Origin of the sequence: Bacteroides sp. AN502(2024) (genome assembly GCF_041227145.1) — a bacterium.
GTDB lineage: Bacteria > Bacteroidota > Bacteroidia > Bacteroidales > Bacteroidaceae > Bacteroides.
On record NZ_JBGFSP010000011.1, the window covers coordinates 1 to 20,780 of the forward strand.

Below are 20,780 nucleotides of genomic sequence, written 5' to 3' on the forward strand. Positions count from 1 at the left end.
AATATTGTCCTAAATAAATTTTGAGCATGAGCTAACTGACTATACTGTTAAGTATAGCCTCGAGAGTTCAAAATCAATCCCCCCTAATCGTTTTCGATGGTTTCGGGAGGTGGTGTAAATGGTTGATCAAGCCATTTTTGGAGGTCGATTTTGGTAAATGTGTTCAGCCGGAGCGTGACCACAAGGTTAGCCAATGCCCATTTGTATCTTGCGATGTGCTTTAGCCATGTCAGAATCAGCATTGTAGTCATAGCAGTCCATATTTGGGTCTCTACGGCATTGCGGGATGTGCCGATAAAGCTCTTGATGCGTAGCAGTTGCTTGAGGTTGCGAAAGAAGATTTCTATGTTCCACCGAGCCTTGTACAGAGCCGCTATGCTTGATGCTGCCAATGTGAAGTTGTTTGTGAGTAACTCAATTTCAAAACCGTGTTCATCGTTCCATACTGCGATGCGACGTAAACGTTTGGGATATTTGGATTTGGCCGCCGAGAGTTCGAACTCGATTATTTCGTCAATAAGTACATTCTGAGCGTGTTTTTCAGGCAAAGGCAACTCCTCTATGGCTTTGTACCGGATATTGTCTTTATGACGCACTACAAAGAACACGTTGCTGCTGTCCCAATTATTCAGCAATGAGTAGTCACAGTAGCCTCGGTCGGCTACTACAATACTATACGGATGTAACTCAATATCAAAAGCAGCTTTGTTGTCGGTGGTTTTGCCATCGGTGATATTCACGAACTCCGGCAAAAGACTGTCATAGTCCAATAGCGTGTGCATCTTGACCGCCCCCTTGGTGGTAGTGTAATGTGCCCAGTCATATATTGACAGAGTCAATGACACCAATGTGGAGTCGAGCAGTTTTATCGGCATCTTGAAACGGAACTTTCTTCGTTGCCATAGGGCTTGCTGTCCGAAATACTGAAACAACGAGTAGAATATGCCGCGAAAAACCGAACTGTCTCGGTTGGCGTTCTGATATGCTACCGTTGACTTGGATGGTGCACGGTTGATTCCCAAATGATTGAGGTTGCCGGTGGCTGATTTCAGCCCGTTTGAGATATCTCTGACTGAATCACATCCTGAGAATTGGCTGAAAATCATGCTAACAAACTGACTCCATGTATTGTAGCCCTTACAATGCTTGTCTGACCCCGAAGATTTTATGATTTTCCTGATATTTTCTTTCGGGAGATGTGATATTACCTGTGCGAAAAGTGTTATATTTGCCATAGGAAGTAGATGAGTTGGTGGCTCGCTACTAAGGTAGTCATTTTACCTTAGTTCTACTTCCTTTTTATTTGTTCCCCCAATTTATTTAGGACAATATTGATCTTAGCCATATCTTAGTTGGGGAATTTCCCCCGTTTGGGCCGTCAAACCTTGTTTTCGGGGGAATACCTAAAGATACTAAAAAGCCAACTAATTCGCAATAATTTGTGTATGAATTAGTTGGCTCATTTTATAATATTTAATGAATGTCCCGAAGTAACGGACGCATAAAAACTCCTGACTTTCCTATATGAGGTCTGAAGAATAACCGATTTAACAGCAACCTGTTCTCAACAGCAGGTTGCTGTTCTTTTTTTAGCACTATGGAATTTTTTAGAAAGTACTATTTCTTATAAATCAACTTACTCGGAACTCCCTCTCCGAATAAGTTATCTCCAAGCGTTGTAATCTTATCTCCCGTAGCCAACACATAACGGAGATTATCACATCCCATAAAAGCACCGAACTCGATAGCCGTTACACTGGCCGGTAATTCCAGCGTGCCGCAAAGATGACCGCAATTACTAAATACACGCTGTCCGATTGATTTCAGGTTATGAGGCAATTTCATACTCAATAGATACTTCTTCTGTGAGAAAGTGAAATCGGGGATAGCCGTTGCATTCGTTTGGGAGATATCGACAGATACGAGATTCGGCATATAATCACGGATAAGTTTGAAGTCGGCGTTATCCAGTTTCCCTTCAACGGTGAGGAAGTTGATGTCTTTGGGTTGCAGTCCCGCTTTCAGAATTTCTTCTTCCAGTTTACCCATTGCACCCACTTGCAGGGTAGTCTCTACCGGTTCGCCTTCGATGAAAGCAAAATTCTGCCATCTGTTCTTATAGCGGTAAGAGTCGCTGCTGCCCAGAGGGACGAAAATGGCGGTAACGCTGTCTGCCAATGCTTCCGGCAGCAGGTTGGGAGCTGTCTTTTTCCGGATCTGACAGATTTTCAGGTTCTCACAACCTTTGAAGGCGGCATCTTCAATATTCTTCGTTTTCTCGGAAAGGATCACTTTTTCCAGTGTGGTTTTACCCTTGGTTACTCCGCCTACCACATTCGAGAAAGCATAGGCTGGGATGAAATTCGGCATATAAATGTAGAATTTTCCATTAGGGTAAGTACCGGCTTTTCCGCTGTACATCTTGATTTCTGCATTCGAGATATCCAATATTTTCAGATGGTCGAATTCGTCACGGAGATGCCGGAAGTCCTCTGCGTTCAGTTTTCCGGTCAATGTGAGGTGGGTGACACTGTTGGCTTCCTCTTCGGTCATCATGGAAATCAGCGTACCGGGCTTACTCACATAATACGTCTTGCTCACTTGGGCTGCGGCTTCTAATGTGTTAGCGGCCAGTAAGAAACTTATCAATAGTAGTTTAATTTTCATAATTTTGTAGATTTGTTCTGACAAATATAGGAAAAATAGAGAATACATGATGCTTTTTTATGTTTTATATCTAATTTTGTAGCCGGATTAACAAATTGTAAAAATGGAGGCAGACAATATGGGTGGGAGGAAAGGGCCCTCAAGACTTCCTGTGTGGGCATGTATCCCACTGTTTATTGTGGTACTTTCCATCTTTATTGGATTGTATGGTACACTGGTCAGCGGATGCTTGTCGTTGGTTCTTGGGGCGGAGGCCCGTCATTCGGGAGTCGTAGGGTATATTTTCGTAGAGGTCGGTATGCTTTTGGCCGTTCTTACTGCTGCCGTAATCTTGCTTCGTCTCGAACGTCGTCCTTTTTCTGATTTGGGACTTTCCCTAAAAGGACATGCCAGTGGAGTGTGGTATGGTCTTCTGATGGCAATCTTCCTCTATCTGCTGGGTTTCGGAATCTCTGTTGTTGGGGGAGGAATAGAAGTCATCGGTTTTCAGTTTAATCCGTTGGATTTGTGGGAGTCGTGGGTATTTTTTCTGTTAGTGGCGTTGTTTGAAGAAATTTTGATGCGCGGCTATATTCTCGGACATCTGCTTCATACTCATATGAATAAATTTCTGGCAATTTTCGCCTCGTCAGCATTATTCGCGTTTATGCATATTTTTAATCCGGAAATAGCTTTTCTGCCGATGCTTAATCTATTACTTGCCGGTATGCTGTTGGGTACTTCTTATCTATATACCCGGAATCTGTGTTTCCCGATCTCCCTTCACCTTTTCTGGAATTGGATTCAAGGTCCGATTCTAGGTTATCAGGTAAGTGGAAATAATTTCACGACGAGCATGCTGACTTTGCGTATACCCGAAAAAAATATACTGAATGGAGGAGCCTTCGGTTTTGAAGGCTCACTCATTTGCACAGTACTTATGATTGTTTTTACAATTCTGATGGTGTGGTGGGGAGAAAAAAGAGAAGCAATCAGTCTTGCGGTACTCCGATCGTGCTAAGTTGAATCCGTTTCCGGTCATTATCTACATTCATCACTTTGACCATGACGTGTTGATGGATGGATACCACTTCCGTCGGATCGGAAATGAACCGTTCCGCTAATTGAGAGAGGTGTACCAGTCCATTCTCCTTAATACCGATATCGACAAACGCTCCGAAATTGGTGATGTTACCAACGATGCCCGGAAGAATCATTCCTTCGCGCAAGTCGGCTATGGTACGTACGTTCTTGTCGAATTCGAATACTTTGATAGCCTTACGCGGGTCACGTCCCGGCTTGTCGAGTTCCTGCAGGATATCTTGTAAGGTGGGCAGGCCGACGGTAGGAGTGGTGTAGTCGGAGATGTTAATCTTCCGTCGGAGTTCCTTGTCGGCTATCAGTTCATCGATGGTACATTTTAGGTCTTTGGCCATTTGTTCTACGATGTGGTAGCTTTCCGGGTGTACGGCGGTGTTGTCCAGTGGATTCCTGGCTCCGGGAATGCGGAGGAATCCGGCACATTGTTCGAAAGCCTTGGCACCCATACGCGGGACTTTCATCAACTCTTTCCGTGAACCGAAAGCACCGTTTTCCGCCCGGTAGTTGACGATGTTTTGAGCCAGTTGCGGTCCCAGTCCCGAGATATAAGTCAATAGATGGCTGCTTGCTGTATTCAGGTTTACACCGACTAGGTTCACGCAATTTTCTACTGTCTGATCAAGTGCTTTTTTTAGCTTCGTCTGGTCTACATCGTGCTGGTATTGCCCTACACCGATGGATTTAGGATCTATCTTTACCAATTCTGCCAATGGGTCCATCAGGCGGCGGCCGATGGAGACTGCTCCACGTACCGTAACGTCATAATCCGGAAACTCGTCGCGGGCAATCTTCGAAGCTGAATAGATGGAAGCTCCCTGCTCACTGACTATAAACACAGGTATCTGACGGTCGAAGCTCTGGCTGTTGATGAAATCTTCTGTCTCACGGCTTGCCGTTCCGTTACCGATAGAGATGGCTTCGATCCGATAGGCCTCAATCATTTTACGGAGTCTGGAAGCCGCTTCTCTTGTCTTGTTCATCGGAGGATGAGGATAAATATTCTCATTATGCAACAGATTGCCTTGTGCGTCGAGGCAGACAACTTTACACCCTGTACGGAATCCGGGGTCGATAGCGAGTACCCGTTTTTGTCCCAATGGAGAGGCGAGAAGAAGCTGGCGAAGGTTCTCGGTGAATACCCGGATAGCTTCCTCATCAGCTTTTTCTTTGGATTGAGCGGCAAATTCTGTTTCGATGGAAGGTTTGAGCAGACGCTTGTAAGCATCGGTCGTGGCTTCTCTCACCTGTCGGCTACACTCGTTGTTGCCACGTACGAACTGACGTTCCAGGCGTTCGATGCACGCCTCGTCATCGGGATTGATAGACACTTTCATCAGGCCTTCTGACTCTGCCCGGCGGATGGCCAGCAGGCGGTGGGACGTGCAGCGTTTCAGTGCTTCGGAGAAATCGAAATAATCCCGGTATTTCGCCGCTTCTTCCTCTTTCCCTTTCACCACTTTGGCACTAATCTCTGCCTGGCGGCTGAACTGATTGCGTACCGTGTTGCGGGCATGCTCGTCTTCGTTCACCTGCTCTGCAAGGATATCACGGGCACCTTTCAGGGCATCTTCCACATCTTTCACTTCTCCTTTCACAAAGGTCGCAGCCTTGGAGCTAAGGTTGTTTTCCTTTTGCAGCATCAGGAGGAGGGCAAGCGGCTCCAACCCTTTCTGACGGGCTACTTCGGCACGTGTCTTCCGCTTGGGTTTATAAGGAAGATAAATGTCTTCCAGTTCCGTCGGATTCCAAGTGTCGTTGATACGTTTTTCCAGTTCGGCAGTCAGTTTGCCCTGCTCGTTGATGGTGCCGAGAATCGTTTCTTTCCGTTTGGCTATGTCGCACAACTTATCGTGTTGCTCTTTGATTTGTTCTATCTGTACTTCATTCAGTCCGCCGGTGGCTTCTTTACGATAACGGCTGATGAAGGGAATTGTAGCACCTTCACCTAAAAGGTGGAGCGTACTGCTTATTTGTCTTTTCGGTATACCCAGCAAGCCGGAAATCATCTTGTGAAATAATTCCATAATTTGTATTTTTGAGAGTAAATAAGCGACAAAGATAATCATATTACACCAGTATGTCTCCTAAAGAATACCGGAAAAGCCGCTAAAATTCAATATTGTCCTAAATAAATTTTGAGCATGAGCTAACTGACTATACTGTTAAGTATAGCCTCGAGAGTTCAAAATCAATCCCCCCTAATCGTTTTCGATGGTTTCGGGAGGTGGTGTAAATGGTTGATCAAGCCATTTTTGGAGGTCGATTTTGGTAAATGTGTTCAGCCGGAGCGTGACCACAAGGTTAGCCAATGCCCATTTGTATCTTGCGATGTGCTTTAGCCATGTCAGAATCAGCATTGTAGTCATAGCAGTCCATATTTGGGTCTCTACGGCATTGCGGGATGTGCCGATAAAGCTCTTGATGCGTAGCAGTTGCTTGAGGTTGCGAAAGAAGATTTCTATGTTCCACCGAGCCTTGTACAGAGCCGCTATGCTTGATGCTGCCAATGTGAAGTTGTTTGTGAGTAACTCAATTTCAAAACCGTGTTCATCGTTCCATACTGCGATGCGACGTAAACGTTTGGGATATTTGGATTTGGCCGCCGAGAGTTCGAACTCGATTATTTCGTCAATAAGTACATTCTGAGCGTGTTTTTCAGGCAAAGGCAACTCCTCTATGGCTTTGTACCGGATATTGTCTTTATGACGCACTACAAAGAACACGTTGCTGCTGTCCCAATTATTCAGCAATGAGTAGTCACAGTAGCCTCGGTCGGCTACTACAATACTATACGGATGTAACTCAATATCAAAAGCAGCTTTGTTGTCGGTGGTTTTGCCATCGGTGATATTCACGAACTCCGGCAAAAGACTGTCATAGTCCAATAGCGTGTGCATCTTGACCGCCCCCTTGGTGGTAGTGTAATGTGCCCAGTCATATATTGACAGAGTCAATGACACCAATGTGGAGTCGAGCAGTTTTATCGGCATCTTGAAACGGAACTTTCTTCGTTGCCATAGGGCTTGCTGTCCGAAATACTGAAACAACGAGTAGAATATGCCGCGAAAAACCGAACTGTCTCGGTTGGCGTTCTGATATGCTACCGTTGACTTGGATGGTGCACGGTTGATTCCCAAATGATTGAGGTTGCCGGTGGCTGATTTCAGCCCGTTTGAGATATCTCTGACTGAATCACATCCTGAGAATTGGCTGAAAATCATGCTAACAAACTGACTCCATGTATTGTAGCCCTTGCAATGCTTGTCTGACCCCGAAGATTTTATGATTTTCCTGATATTTTCTTTCGGGAGATGTGATATTACCTGTGCGAAAAGTGTTATATTTGCCATAGGAAGTAGATGAGTTGGTAGCTTGCTACTAAGGTAGTCATTTTACCTTAGTTCTACTTCCTTTTTATTTGTTCCCCCCAATTTATTTAGGACAATATTGGCTAAAATTATAAAACACCGGAACGTACACGGCTTAATGTCTCCGGTGTCATTAGAAGATAGGAGGCGATGTACGCCAAAGGTGCACGTTTGATGATTTCCGGATGTGTTTCGAACAGGAGGTTATAGCGCTCGCGGGCGGATTCAAAACGCCAGGAGTCTGCTTTAATCTGTGATACGATTAGAGAGTATTCCAGTATTTTCTGGTAGAACATATTGATCTCCCAGTTTTCTCTTGCCAATTTTTGTATCATATTACGGGGGAATAGGTAGATGATGGATGGCTCCAGGGTTTCCACTATCAGCCGCGTAGGTTCTTGTTTTAAAAAACTTTCGATACACATCACGATGCAACCTTCGTATGAGAAATGTTCGGTTATGTCTTTTCCATTTTTGTAATAATACTGCCTTAACATACCTTTGCCCACAAAAACGAGTTCGTGAGCTACTTCTCCTTCATGCAGTGCTATTGCTCCTTTGGGAAATTCTTTACGAATCAGTATGTTTTCTATCTGTCGCCTTCCTTCTATGCTCATTTCCGGAAAGCGGGAATTAACAACAGCATTTACAGTATCTCTTAATAGTGTATCCATCTCTTTTTGTCTTGGTGTGTTGGAGGGGAGGAAGTAGTGGGTACGGGAATCGAACCCGTATTGCATGCGTGAGAGGCATGTGTCCTAACCGTTAGACGAACCCACCGGAGTTTTAATAGATTTAAAAAGAGCCAAGTCAATCAAACTTAGCTCTTTTATTTTGATATTTTGCGGAAGCTGGGGGATTCGAACCCCCGGTACCCTAACGAGTACGTCAGTTTAGCAAACTGGTGGTTTCAGCCACTCACCCAAACTTCCTTGAACCCGCATTCTCTCTTAAATGCGGTGCAAATATAGGGGGAACTTTTGGACTACGCAAATCTTTTAGCAAGATTTTTTTTACCTTTTTTTGTGAAATGAGATAACCAGCTATGTTTCAAATGTTAAACGGAGGATTTTTTTCGAAAGCTTTTAATTTTGATCGATGAACGGAGGACTTGAAACATCTTGACGCTATCCGTTCATTACAGTGACGGTATATTTGACCTTGGGAAAGGACATAAAAAAGGCTATCTATCCCAGACAGCCAATCTTTTGTTAACCTTAAATCTAATACTATGAAAAACACAGTACAAATGTACGGACTTCTAGCGAATTTGCAAATAAAACAAGAAAAAAGAGGAGTTTTATAACATTGATTAAATATTTGATTCCTCAATTCTATTTTTATTAAGAATTTCACATAACTGGTCTCGGCACTTTTGCCTCCTAAAGAAATGGCATGCATCTTTGTCTGTTTTACTTTTGCATGTCATTTCTGTTCCACTATGGAAAAAACTGGCTTAGGAAATCTACAAGGCGGTCAAAGCTACTTCCTGAATCGGTTATTTCAATGCACTCAATATCATCGGAGAAAGAGACAAGAATTCTTTGAAATAGATCTCATTGGGGGATTTACCTTTAGATTTAGGCAATTTCCTCCCGATAAGTAGGAGTTTTCAGGTTCATAAGGAAAATTCATTCTCTACTTTTGTTTTATCGAAAGATAAATGATAGATAATAATTAGAGAACCGTTAAAAATAAAGGAATATGAAAACGAACACATTTAAATACTTCGGTTTGGCTTTGATGGCTATATTAATGGTCAGTTTTACCTCTTGCGAAGTGGAAATAGACAGTTTCTATGATGATGATCATAATGGTGCAGGGTACTATAACCGTTCGGCAAATTTATGTAGCCGTATCTGGGTTAGTTTCTATCGGGACATGAACGGTAATTATTGTCGTCAGGAATTGGACTTCTTTTTAGATCGTACCGGAATTGACTATATACGGGTGGAATATCCTAACGGAGCAGTAGAGCAACATGAATATAATTTCCGTTGGAGCTGGGAAAATTATGCACAGACTTCCATTCGTATGTCATACGGACCGAATGATGTTTCATTTTTGGATGATGTGTACATCGGTGGGAACAGGTTAAGCGGTTATCTGGACGGACGAAATAACTTTGTAGAGTTTCAGGGGAAATGATGAAGATGAAAAGGAAAGAAACAGAGGGAAAAGATCGTTTGAAGGATAACAATATACAGGTGAAAAGAGGAGGATGAGGAAGTTAAGATAGAAATAGGATAGTTATTAGGAACAAAAGAATAGGTAACGAAGTAAAAGTGTAATCGATAAGATTTCAGGATATACGAATTAGAGGATCAATAGGGCGTGAAATGAAAGCTTAAAAGTTTTGAACCGGACTAAATAGTTTTTATCTTTGCGCCCTATTAGTTTGTTATATGCATGGAGTGGTTATATAGTCTATTTGTCGAACATTCTGCCTTACAGGCTGTTGTGGTACTCTCTCTGATTTCTGCTATTGGTCTGGGCTTGGGAAGGGTGCATTTCTGGGGCATTTCTCTGGGAGTCACTTTTGTCTTTTTTGCAGGTATTCTGGCCGGACATTTCGGGTTATCGGTTGATTCGCAGATGCTGAATTACGCAGAAAGTTTCGGATTGGTTATCTTCGTTTATTCTCTCGGTTTGCAAGTGGGGCCCGGTTTTTTCAGCTCTTTCTGTAAAGGAGGAGTGACGTTGAATATGTTGGCGCTGGGAGTCGTCCTGTTAGGGACATTGTTGACAGTGATAGCCAGTTATGTTACAGGCATACCGCTTCCCGACATGGTCGGTATACTTTGTGGAGCAACGACAAATACTCCGGCATTGGGAGCTGCACAACAAACATTGAAACAGATGGGAATGGATAGCAGTAGTCCTGCTTTGGGATGTGCTGTAACTTACCCGATGGGGGTAGTCGGTGTGATTCTGGCTATTCTGTTAATCCGTAAAATATTGGTTCGCAAGGAAGATTTGGAAATAAAAGAGAAAGACGATGCGAACAAAACCTATATTGCTGCGTTTCAAGTACACAATCCTGCTATTTTCAATAAAAGCATCAAGGATATCGCTCACATGAGTTATCCGAAGTTTGTGATATCCCGTTTATGGCGTGACGGACATGTCAGTATTCCGACTTCGGACAAAATATTGAAAGAAGGCGACCGTTTGCTGGTGATAACAGCAGAGAAGGATGCTTTGGCACTGACCGTACTTTTTGGTGAACAAGAGAATACAGATTGGAATAAAGAGGACATTGACTGGAATGCGATTGACAGTGAACTGATCTCACAGCGTATCGTCGTTACCCGTCCCGAACTGAACGGGAAGAGGCTTGGTTCACTCCGGTTGAGAAACCATTACGGCATTAACATCAGTCGTGTTTATCGTTCGGGGGTACAACTGCTTGCTACTCCAGGATTAATACTTCAGTTGGGCGACCGTTTGACGGTAGTGGGAGAGGCCGCTGCCATTCAAAATGTGGAAAAAGTATTGGGAAATGCCGTGAAAAGCTTGAAAGAACCTAATCTTGTTGTCATATTTATCGGCATCGTGCTTGGTTTGGCATTAGGAGCCATCCCTTTTTCCTTTCCGGGTGTCAGCACTCCTGTGAAGCTGGGATTAGCAGGAGGGCCGATTATTGTCGGTATTCTTTTGGGCACTTTTGGACCCAGAATACATATGATTACTTATACTACCCGTAGTGCGAACTTGATGTTGCGTGCTTTAGGACTTTCCATGTATCTCGCCTGCCTGGGACTGGATGCCGGAGCTCAATTTTTCGACACCGTATTCCGTCCCGAAGGGTTATTATGGATTGCTTTGGGAGCCGGATTGACCATTATTCCAACAGTTTTGGTTGGTTTCGTGGCTTTTAAGATGATGAAAATAGATTTCGGCTCTGTATCCGGTATGTTGTGCGGTAGTATGGCCAATCCGATGGCATTGAGCTATGTGAACGATACCATTCCCGGTGACAATCCATCTGTAGCCTATGCGACAGTTTATCCGTTGTGTATGTTCTTGCGGGTAATTATCGCTCAAGTGTTGCTGATGTTCTTGTTGAACTGAGAGGAGGGTGTGTCATAATGCCTGAATATAAAGATTTACCCCTGCCACAGATAGCTATAGCAGGGGGCATTTCTTCAAAAAGGGAATTTTGACACACCCTCTTTGAGTTATTAAATAGTGATTTGGCGCTAGTAAATTGTAAATAGTAAAATAAGTAAATAAAATGACTGCTCAAAGTAACATAACACCTGAAAGCATCGTGGGTGATCTTCGTTATCTGCAACTGCTTTCCCGAAGTTTCCCTACCATTGCCGATGCCAGTACGGAAATAATTAATTTGGAGGCTATCCTGAATCTGCCTAAGGGGACAGAGCATTTCCTGACCGATGTACATGGTGAATATGAAGCCTTCCAGCATGTGCTGAAGAATGCTTCGGGTGCGGTAAAACGTAAAGTAAATGAAATATTCGGCAACACTCTCCGTGAAGCTGAAAAGAAAGAAATCTGTACATTGATTTACTATCCCGAAGAAAAGCTCCAATTGGTGAAAGCCCGCGAGAAGGATTTGGACGACTGGTATCTGATAACGTTGAACCAACTGGTAAAAGTCTGTCAGAACGTATCTTCCAAATATACCCGTTCGAAGGTACGCAAATCACTGCCTGCCGAATTCTCTTATATCATTCAGGAGTTATTGCACGAATCGTCTATCGAACCGAACAAGCATGCTTATATTAATGTAATTGTCAGTACGATTATCTCTACGAAGCGTGCCGACGATTTCATTATCGCTATGTGCAATCTGATTCAGCGTCTGACTATCGATTCTCTTCATATCGTAGGCGATATTTATGACCGTGGTCCCGGTGCACATATCATTATGGACACATTGTGCAACTACCACAACTTCGATATCCAGTGGGGAAATCATGATATTCTCTGGATGGGGGCAGCTTCCGGTAATGATAGTTGCATTGCCAACGTGATACGTATGTCCATGCGCTACGGTAATTTGGGCACGCTTGAAGACGGGTACGGAATCAATCTGCTTCCATTGGCTACTTTTGCAATGGATACGTATGCCGATGATCCTTGTACGATTTTCATGCCGAAAATAAACTTTGCCGATGCTCATTATAATGAGAAGACTTTGCGTCTGATTACTCAAATGCATAAAGCCATCACCATTATTCAGTTTAAGCTGGAAGCCGAAATCATCGACCGTCGTCCGGAGTTTGGAATGGCTAACCGTAAACTTCTGGAGAAGATTGATTTTGAACGTGGCGTCTTTGTATATGAAGGAAAAGAATATGCTTTGCGCGATACCAACTTCCCGACTGTAGATCCGGCAGATCCTTACCGGCTGACTGAAGAAGAACGCGAGTTGGTAGAAAAGATTCATTATTCATTTATGAATAGTGAGAAATTGAAGAAGCACATGCGCTGTCTGTTTACCTATGGCGGCATGTATCTGGTTTCAAATTCGAATCTTCTTTACCATGCTTCTGTTCCTCTGAATGAGGATGGTAGCTTTAAGCATGTCAAGATACGTGGAAAAGAATACTGGGGACGTAAATTGCTGGATAAATCCGATCAACTGATCCGTACTGCTTACTTCGATGAAGAAGGAGAGGAAGATAAGGAGTTTGCTATGGATTATATTTGGTATATGTGGTGCGGTCCGGACGCTCCCTTGTTTGATAAGGATAAGATGGCGACTTTTGAGCGTTATTTTGTAGAAGATAAAGAGTTGCATAAAGAAAAGAAAGGCTATTATTACACATTGCGTGACCGGGAAGATATTTGTGACCGGATTTTGGCGGAGTTTGGAGCTTCAGGTCCTCACTCGCATATTATCAACGGTCATGTGCCTGTGAAAACGATTCAGGGAGAACAGCCCATGAAAGCCAATGGCAAGCTTTTTGTTATTGATGGTGGTTTCTCAAAAGCCTATCAGCCGGAAACGGGAATTGCGGGATATACGCTTGTCTATCATTCTCATGGTATGCAGCTTGTACAGCACGAACCGTTCCAGTCCCGTCAGAAAGCCATTGAAGAGGGATTGGATATCAAGTCCACCAATTTCGTTCTTGAATTTAATTCGCAACGGATGATGGTGAAAGATACCGATAAGGGAAAAGAACTGGTGACTCAAATACAGGATTTGAAGAAATTGCTTGTTGCTTATCGTACCGGTTTGATAAAAGAAAAAGTATGAGTAAGACAATCAAATTTGATTTTTCTATGGAGGATATGCGTATCCTTCATAGATACATTCATTCCGAAAAATATCATTGCAGTACTTTCTGCAATCATTGGGTTAATGGTAGAAAACACTACGATGTTTGTTTCTAATCATCCCAATGTTTGTTTTTAATCATTGAGATGTTTGTTTTAATCATCCCAATGAAAAAATAATCTATCAGCATATTTGTTTACTAGTCATAATTCCTAATTTCAGACAATGTCCTATAGGATTAAACTGTAATCCTGTCAACTAAAACAGAATCCTTTGTTTCAAGATGTTTTAAGGTGCTTAATGAGTTCCAATTGCATCCGCGTATCATCATTAATATCGTTATAATCGGCTTCTTAATATTCAGAAAGTTCTCTTGCAGGGCTTAACCATTTTTCTACAGTCATGTGTTCAAAAATGGTATCTTTATATTCTCCTTTTTGATATTTTCTTTGTGCATTGTCTGACTATAAAATCCGATGATATGGTGAACTAAATTCTGCCTACGGAAATAGTCATTCCCGATGCACACAATGTTATTTCATGCCAGAAATCTTTTCTTTTATCCAAGTCAACTTTTGCAAGGGTTAAAGTATATTGTTGCCCCTCTTTAGACCATTGACTGTTTGGGGAGTTGCACATTAACTCTATTTTTTGGAGCAATGTATCTTCAAGCGGATGAATAAATTCAAGAATTATTTCTTCTGAGTAATCTCCATTAAAGTTTGGTGGGCATCCCATGGAAGAAATTATTTTGTATTCCGGGATTTGAAACCCTAAGACTTTTTCAGAAGTAGAATCTGCTAATAATGGCTGAGAAGGTTTGCAGGGAATTATTTCAAGTTCAGACCAGTGTCCCCCATACCGTTCTTTTATATCATTTTCTTTAATCTCTGCATTTATAAAAAGAAGAGTAAAAAAAAGGACTGTCAAGGAAGAGAACAACGCCGCTGCAATAAATACCGCATTTAGCCACCAACTGTGTTCTTGACAGAATTCAATAGTAACAAAAACGACAAGTGCCAAAATACCTATGGCAACAAGTATTATTCGTCCGATTCCTTTATTTATTTTCGTTGATAGTCCTTTCATGATATTATATTTTAAGTTGTTCTTCAAAGTTGGCTACTAATATAGCATCAGTCATAAAAAATACTCCAAGAAAAAATATAATTCCTATAATACTAAATCCAGTAAGTATAAGTATTCTTTTAAATTTTTTCTTATTTGTCAAAGAAGCCAAAATAAAAAGAATCAATACAAGTGGATAAATAACTAAGAATAAGTAAACATTTAATTCTCCATAGGAGATTCCTGTCGTCCTGCTAACATGTGATAAAAATTCTATTCCAAAGTTTGTAATAGCATCGCAATTGTTTTGCACATTTTGAATTAATGAATTTATTTCCATGTTTTTCTATTTCTCAAATTTCATAAGTTAAAAAGTCGCCTTTCATTTCTTTCATATATTCATCAAGACTTTCTATATAAAGGTATGTATCACTTGGCTGATGGTAAATTGTTATTTTATTCATTGTTCTACTTCCTTTTTCACAAACTTCTTGTAAAAATTTTGCATTACTTCCACAAACTCAACAGGCAATCTTTTGATAACTTCCTCTTTAATAGGTTCAGGCACACCACCATAAAAGGCTTCTGCTATTCCACCAGTAATGGCTCCCATTGTATCAGCATCACCTCCTAATGAAACAGCCAAGCGGACTGCATTTTCAAAATCTGTACTTTCTAAAAATGCAATGATAGATTCCGGTACCGACCCTTGACAAGTAGCATCAAACTGATAGGTGGGGCGGATTTCGTCACAAGTTCGGCTTAAATTATAACCAAAAGACATTTCTATGTAGTTCTTGATTTCTTCCTTACTTTTTCCTGTTTGAGCCAAAAAAATGCAAGCAGCCGTGGCTTGCGCTCCCTTTATCCCTTCAGGGTGATTATGGGTGATTTCAGCACTTTCTTTGGCTTTTTGCAATGTTTCTTCCAAGGTGTCAAATGCCCAGCCAACAGGACTTACACGCATAGCTGAACCATTCCCAAAACTATTGTAAGGTTGTGGATTTTCGCTTCTTAGCCAACTTCTGAACATTTTTCCATATCCAGCCGATGGATAGCGGTTCCCGTAGTCTTGCATAATACCTAATAAACTATCATTGGTCAGTAACCAATCAGCATTAGCAACAGTCATTACTGTATCATCTGTAAACTTTGAGAATGGAGTGAAAAGATTGAAATTTAAGTTTTTTTTATGATACGTTTCGTAAAAAGAGCCAATCATGTCGCCAGCCACAGCTCCTAACAAAGCTGTAGTGTTTAATATCCCTAACAATCTTAATGTATTTATATCCTTACATCCATTGAAATAGCGTTCAAGTACTTTTTGAAACAAATTGTCTTCTTCAACTTCACAAAACAAAGTCATGCACGAATGAACTTTCATTGCATCCAAATCTCCAAAAACATCTTTGGCATTGACACCTTGCAGGTTGAGGAATGTCGTTGTTATTTCTCTTAATCTTGCTCCAAGTATTGGATGCTGCAAATAAGCTTTGGCTTCTTCCAAATCTTCAATGCCATAATAAGTGGAATTATCGCTTGTTCCCAACCCTTTCAGTTGTGGGAATATGTACCATATCCAATGTGTCAGTTTTCGTCCATTCCTCACTTCTGTTAAAGCACTCTCGTACGTTCGTTCCTGTGCATCAACAAATCGTTTCAAAGAGTACTCCTCCCTTGGTTTGTTTTGTATCTTTTGAAGGGATTTCTTTTGTTTATCAAACCATTTAAACATAATCAGAACATTTTATTAAATTCCTATAAAGATAAAGACTTTTTTAATTTTCTCCAAATACTATCCAATCTGTATTGTCCGACTATAAGATCCAATAAATTAAACTCTTCCTATGGAAATAGTCAGCTTTTATTTTGAATTAACAGATTTTGCTGACGCTTTACATTCTCTTAAAATCCTTTCTGCATTGGTTACAATGATAAATGTCCTCTTTGTAACTTTTAAACCATATAAGAAATAGCAATATAGGATTTTGAATATGACATGATATTCCTTTGGCTTCAAGATTCGCTTTGTATTCATCTGCCAAGATGGGATTTTCACAATGTATTAATAATTTCATAAGCACTACTTATTTATCTAAATCCTTTTATTTCTATTCTATTCTTTTGCTCTTGATTTTTGCACAAGTTTGCAAATTCATCTCTCACCTGTTTTTGGGCAATGAAAAATCCGTCAAGAATAGATTTTAAATACTCATTGTAATTAGGGATATTGCAAGCAAAATATGTTACCATTTGACAATGTGTAGCAATGAATCCTTTTTTCTTATTTATAGTATATAAGTTTGTGATTGCGCTACTTTCATTTGCTTTGTTAACGGCTTGTTTCAGATAGTCTGCATCAGGGTCATTTATGTTTATTCCTCCCCATGCAACATCATAAATCCAAATGATATGGCTATCATTACTCGCATCTATCTTAAATTCCTCTCCTTGATATTTAAAACAGATGCTATTTTCATCGTTTATTTCATATTGGCAACCAATATCTGCTAGCGTTTTAATTAACAAATTTCTCGTCTGATTCTCTTCTTTGTTGATAGCATCATTAACGGCTTCATTCTTTTTTTCGTAATCAGATTTCTTGTTTTTATCATTTTCAATGGCATATCCCACTCTGCCAAAGAAATAAGCGGCAAATATAAATATAATGCCTAATACTATCCAGCTTTCCATGTTTTGAGTTATAATAGGTTATAATCATAAAGGCTATCGCACTTACCTTTGACTAATTGTCCTTTCTCTGTGTTGGGATATTTATTTGCCACCATTTTAAAATTGCATAATTCGTAATGGATATTTGCAGCAACCTTATCATCTGTTACAATTTCACAAGCAAGTCTGATTAATTGTTTTGCTCTATTCTTGGCAGCTGTTGTATACTCATCATTCTCCCAGTCTCTTTTTTTACATACCTGTCCCAAATAACTGGCACCTTTGTAATACTGGGTAATTTCCCAACACCAATTAAATGAGTTCTGCAGTCCGATGGCATATCTCACCATGAGTTGGGCTTTATGGTTGGGTTCCGTGGTCAGGCTCATTTTTTGTTCCAAAGAGTACATTCTCCTTGCAAAATCATATCTGAAATTCGACTTTATTTTTCTCTTTTTGTGCATTACGCTAAAAGGATCATATCCCATATGGACATTGAGGTGCTTCTTATATGCCTTACTGACTGCCCCAAGATATTCTACGGCTTCGGCATACCGCATATTGCGTAGGCATAGTGTACCAATAATGTCATTTAAATAATCAGTGCCTGTATAGCTTCGTGCATTAAGATAGCGGTCAAATTCAGACTTTGGCTTTTGCACACACTGTACATATTTAATGGCAGTGTTCACTCCAAGGCTATCTATCATCTCAAAGAAGTGATTACTATAGTCGTAGCTATTGAAATTGTTAGAATATCGATATTCTGACATCGTATATGTTACAGGCATATATTCATGCTTCCCGTTTACTTCATCTAGTTCTTGTTTGTTTACAAGGTTAAGCAAGCGATTGTCTGCCATATTTGCAAGTTGTAACGCTCGGATAGTCTTGCCCGCCTTAATCATTCGAGGACATACCTCTGCCAATAATATTCTGCGCATCATGTCATTCCAATAGTAATAACTTTCACAGTAGGATAACATATAACCTCTTGCGGTTTCAAGGCGAACATTCTCGTCGATATTCTCGGTGATTTTTAAATCAAGCCACTTTAATTGACTGAACAACTTGTTCTCATAGGCTGAATTGTATGGTTGCAGCTTCGCATCCAAATACATCCTGAACACTTGTACCGATTCGTTGATAAATTCTGAAGAACGGCTATTTTCGGCCAATTCCAATAGGTAAGATGCTTTAGTGGTCTCACCTTTAAGGTCTGCCAAAAATGCTGCTGTATAATACCACGTTGCAGGATTGTCACTTCTGCCACTTCCAGCCATTTTCAAACAAAGAGAATATAGCTTGTTCTGTTCTGTTGTCACCTCAAATTTAGGATTCCAATCAAACTCCCCTAATGGCTCAAGCTTTCTTACATATTCTTGCAGGGTCTCTGCTATATAGTTACTGTTTGGAGCGTATTCACATACAAGTTCAAGAGCTTCCACTGTAGACAGTTTCTCTCCTGTGCGTCCTGCGCAGAAAAGCATCGATTGCACATCACCAAGCTGGGCAAAATATTCCATAGCTTTTTCAGAACGTTTTATATGGAATTCAGCACCGACTATGTAGGGATAAATAAGTTGGCGCATAAGATTATTCTCAGAAAGTAGGGTAACTTCTGATTCCCAAAAATCAATACACTCTTCATATCTGGCCAGTGAGAACAGTGCTCTAATGCCTTGCAATAGATATCTGTCGCGTAGTCTTGCATCATTCACAGACAATGATTTTTCTGCAATCTCTTCAAGTGTCATTCTTGCTCCAATTTTCATCGAAGGATAATACCAGCGTGAGTTACGTTTTAGACGGATGTACTCATTTGTCTTTGCTAAAAGGAGGAAATCCAAAATCGAAGTGTCTCTTTGGGTTATCCACTTTACAAATTTATTGTTACCGGTGGTTGCTTTATTGTCATAAAGTAACTCAAACTCTTCGAGTGGCATCTCATAAACGACATGATAGATATCTTTCAATGGGATGGTATGAGAGGTCAGTTTCTGCCACTCCTTGCAGTTCCTGTTAGCACCGGGATAACATCCCTTAATTTCTAGTTCTGCCTTTGGGTGGCTATTGTGTACCCTGTACATATAATATCCTTCTGGAGAGTACCATGGTCCCCAACAAGCCAGTGCCTCATTAGTAGCAAGTAAAATAACGAGACTAAAGAGAAAGTATCCGGTCGATTTCATCGTCTGTATAGTTTTTTAATTGTTTTTCATCCAAATGATAAAGTATGTTGCCTCTGTGTGGCTTCCCTAAATTTTGCTCAATAAGCCCCTTGACGTGAAAAATTTCAGATGGCGTAGGTCTTTCGTATCTGATATGTCTGTCACCAGAAGATGTCGCACTGTCCGCCGACACTATTGATACGAACTTATTGTTTTCAAACTTTACCCCCCAACCAAAAAACGGATAAGCGAAATCGAGAGGGATCGGGTATTTTATGGGCTTGATATATGGTCTTACATCAGCAATATCCAAAATAGAGTTTTTTGTATTGGGATTCTGTAGTGCTCCTGTGTTGTAAAGCATTAGCACTCCTCCATCTGCAGTGGGGGGCATTTCTTGCAACTGATGTAACCTTACCGTTATGCTCAGCTCAATATTCTTTGGATGCAAAGAGTCCTTTATGGTTTGGCACAATCGGCTATAACTGTCTTTTGTTGATTCCGTCCAATCGCAATCGAGTTGAATTTCCCGAATCTCACCACACTCATTGTATGAACTCATGGCCAATAACCTTTCAGTAATAAGTGAGGCAAACTCTGTTTCCCTGCCACCCATTGCTCGGAGGGCATCAATTGTAATGTATGTTACTGGTATAATCTCTAAACTGTCTGGAACGGCCGACAAGAACTTGGTTGTGGCGATTGGTACAATATCAACACTTCCTGTTTGATAGTTCTGCTCGGTAGCAACATCAAACATACGCACATAAATACGTTTGATGTTGTGCTTTCGCAGGAATGATGTCTCGATGGAGTCAATATCGAATACGGTTTTCCAGTGATAAATAGAATTGTGTTTTGTTACGTTGACACTCTCTTCGGTTACAGAATTGTTTTTGCGACCGCAACAGATAAAAATAACGGTGGCGGCTAATATCAACCAAACTTTAAGTGGGTTCATATCGTTATTTTTAATCAGTGTGAGCACATGTTTACCACGATTACCTATGTCTGCAAACGGGTGCGTAGTATTGGAGAATAGTAGGACAAGAGATCCCATCCCTTTCTTAATCTTATTCATAATTTTTTCTTTGCTAATCTGATTATTGACTCAAATTCTTTACATCAAGCCGTTATCTTCTGATAAAGACCTGATAAGAACTGAATTGCCCCAAAGATGATGGCTCCCCATGTAACAATATATGTTCCACCCTCACGGGCTGCATTGGAATAAGTAACAGCGGTAACCAGCAATCCTCCAATACACCATAAAGCACCATATAACATATTTTTATTAGCAGCCTTGCTTTTTGCTTCTTTCATCTGTTGTTGAAGATTGGACACTATTATGTTCGCATCTTCTGCATTTAATCCTTTTTCTGCTAAGATGTTTTTCACATCTTTTATAGTCCGATGCTGTTTAAATAATAAATCGGCAGCAAAAGCATAGATTTGATTGACTAAATCTTGATTTTCTTGTTCTGTTCTTTGTTCTTTCAT

16 protein-coding genes, 2 tRNA genes and 1 pseudogene are annotated in these 20,780 nt (G+C 40.9%); 4 read left to right on the top strand and 15 right to left on the bottom strand.

The window, feature by feature from the left end:
- Positions 1 to 83 precede the first annotated feature (83 nt).
- Together AB9N12_RS17950 and AB9N12_RS17955 are read right to left on the bottom strand one after the other, a co-directional pair.
- Positions 84 to 1,235, bottom strand: a complete 1,152-nt coding sequence (locus tag AB9N12_RS17950) for an IS4 family transposase (RefSeq protein WP_369888970.1) — start codon at positions 1,233 to 1,235, stop codon at positions 84 to 86.
- Positions 1,236 to 1,617: 382 nt separating this feature from the next.
- A complete protein-coding gene (locus AB9N12_RS17955) occupies positions 1,618 to 2,667 on the bottom strand; it encodes a leucine-rich repeat protein (protein WP_369893475.1) in 1,050 nt (349 codons plus the stop codon).
- A 103-nt stretch (positions 2,668 to 2,770) separates the two neighbouring features.
- On the opposite strand from AB9N12_RS17955, the gene AB9N12_RS17960 reads away from it, so the two are divergent.
- A complete protein-coding gene (locus AB9N12_RS17960; protein ID WP_369893476.1) occupies positions 2,771 to 3,667 on the top strand; it encodes a CPBP family intramembrane glutamic endopeptidase in 897 nt (298 codons plus the stop codon).
- On the opposite strand, the gene AB9N12_RS17965 is transcribed toward AB9N12_RS17960, so the two are convergent.
- The 6 genes and pseudogenes from AB9N12_RS17965 to AB9N12_RS17990 form a co-directional block, all read right to left on the bottom strand.
- Positions 3,639 to 5,771, bottom strand: coding sequence for a Tex family protein (locus tag AB9N12_RS17965; RefSeq protein ID WP_369893477.1), 2,133 nt, complete (start codon positions 5,769 to 5,771; stop codon positions 3,639 to 3,641). The genes AB9N12_RS17960 and AB9N12_RS17965 overlap by 29 nt on opposite strands.
- Before the next feature lie 174 nt (positions 5,772 to 5,945).
- Entirely contained in the window at positions 5,946 to 7,097 is a 1,152-nt protein-coding gene (locus AB9N12_RS17970; RefSeq protein ID WP_369888970.1) for an IS4 family transposase, read from the bottom strand.
- 107 nt (positions 7,098 to 7,204) lie between these two features.
- On the bottom strand, positions 7,205 to 7,789 hold the full coding sequence (locus AB9N12_RS17975; protein ID WP_369893478.1) for a Crp/Fnr family transcriptional regulator: 585 nt from the start codon (positions 7,787 to 7,789) through the stop codon (positions 7,205 to 7,207).
- Positions 7,790 to 7,823: 34 nt separating this feature from the next.
- A tRNA-Glu gene (locus tag AB9N12_RS17980) sits at positions 7,824 to 7,895 on the bottom strand.
- A gap of 65 nt (positions 7,896 to 7,960) precedes the next feature.
- Positions 7,961 to 8,047, bottom strand: a tRNA-Ser gene (locus AB9N12_RS17985).
- 380 nt (positions 8,048 to 8,427) lie between these two features.
- A pseudogene (locus AB9N12_RS17990) lies at positions 8,428 to 8,653 on the bottom strand (hypothetical protein); the annotation flags it as partial.
- A gap of 166 nt (positions 8,654 to 8,819) precedes the next feature.
- Here AB9N12_RS17990 and AB9N12_RS17995 point away from each other — a divergent pair.
- The 3 genes from AB9N12_RS17995 (at position 8,820) to AB9N12_RS18005 (ending at position 13,347) form a co-directional block, all read left to right on the top strand.
- Positions 8,820 to 9,263, top strand: coding sequence for a hypothetical protein (locus tag AB9N12_RS17995; protein WP_369893480.1), 444 nt, complete (start codon positions 8,820 to 8,822; stop codon positions 9,261 to 9,263).
- A 261-nt stretch (positions 9,264 to 9,524) separates the two neighbouring features.
- Positions 9,525 to 11,189, top strand: a complete 1,665-nt coding sequence (locus AB9N12_RS18000) for a putative transporter (RefSeq protein WP_369893481.1) — start codon at positions 9,525 to 9,527, stop codon at positions 11,187 to 11,189.
- Positions 11,190 to 11,352: 163 nt separating this feature from the next.
- Positions 11,353 to 13,347 (top strand): fructose-1,6-bisphosphatase, encoded by a 1,995-nt coding sequence (locus AB9N12_RS18005; protein WP_369893483.1) that lies wholly within the window; start codon positions 11,353 to 11,355, stop codon positions 13,345 to 13,347.
- Between the two features lie 510 nt (positions 13,348 to 13,857).
- Here the strand turns inward: AB9N12_RS18005 and AB9N12_RS18010 are convergent.
- From AB9N12_RS18010 to AB9N12_RS18040, 7 genes are all read right to left on the bottom strand, one after another.
- Entirely contained in the window at positions 13,858 to 14,457 is a 600-nt protein-coding gene (locus tag AB9N12_RS18010) for a hypothetical protein (RefSeq protein ID WP_369893484.1), read from the bottom strand.
- A gap of 4 nt (positions 14,458 to 14,461) precedes the next feature.
- On the bottom strand, positions 14,462 to 14,776 hold the full coding sequence (locus AB9N12_RS18015; RefSeq protein WP_369893485.1) for a hypothetical protein: 315 nt from the start codon (positions 14,774 to 14,776) through the stop codon (positions 14,462 to 14,464).
- A 120-nt stretch (positions 14,777 to 14,896) separates the two neighbouring features.
- A complete protein-coding gene (locus tag AB9N12_RS18020; RefSeq protein ID WP_369893486.1) occupies positions 14,897 to 16,171 on the bottom strand; it encodes a DUF1810 family protein in 1,275 nt (424 codons plus the stop codon).
- A gap of 356 nt (positions 16,172 to 16,527) precedes the next feature.
- Positions 16,528 to 17,130 (bottom strand): hypothetical protein, encoded by a 603-nt coding sequence (locus AB9N12_RS18025; protein ID WP_369893487.1) that lies wholly within the window; start codon positions 17,128 to 17,130, stop codon positions 16,528 to 16,530.
- 8 nt (positions 17,131 to 17,138) lie between these two features.
- Positions 17,139 to 19,301, bottom strand: coding sequence for a hypothetical protein (locus AB9N12_RS18030; RefSeq protein ID WP_369893488.1), 2,163 nt, complete (start codon positions 19,299 to 19,301; stop codon positions 17,139 to 17,141).
- Positions 19,273 to 20,361, bottom strand: a complete 1,089-nt coding sequence (locus AB9N12_RS18035; RefSeq protein ID WP_369893489.1) for a hypothetical protein — start codon at positions 20,359 to 20,361, stop codon at positions 19,273 to 19,275. The genes AB9N12_RS18030 and AB9N12_RS18035 overlap by 29 nt, the downstream gene beginning before the upstream one ends.
- Before the next feature lie 44 nt (positions 20,362 to 20,405).
- Entirely contained in the window at positions 20,406 to 20,780 is a 375-nt protein-coding gene (locus tag AB9N12_RS18040; RefSeq protein ID WP_369893490.1) for a hypothetical protein, read from the bottom strand.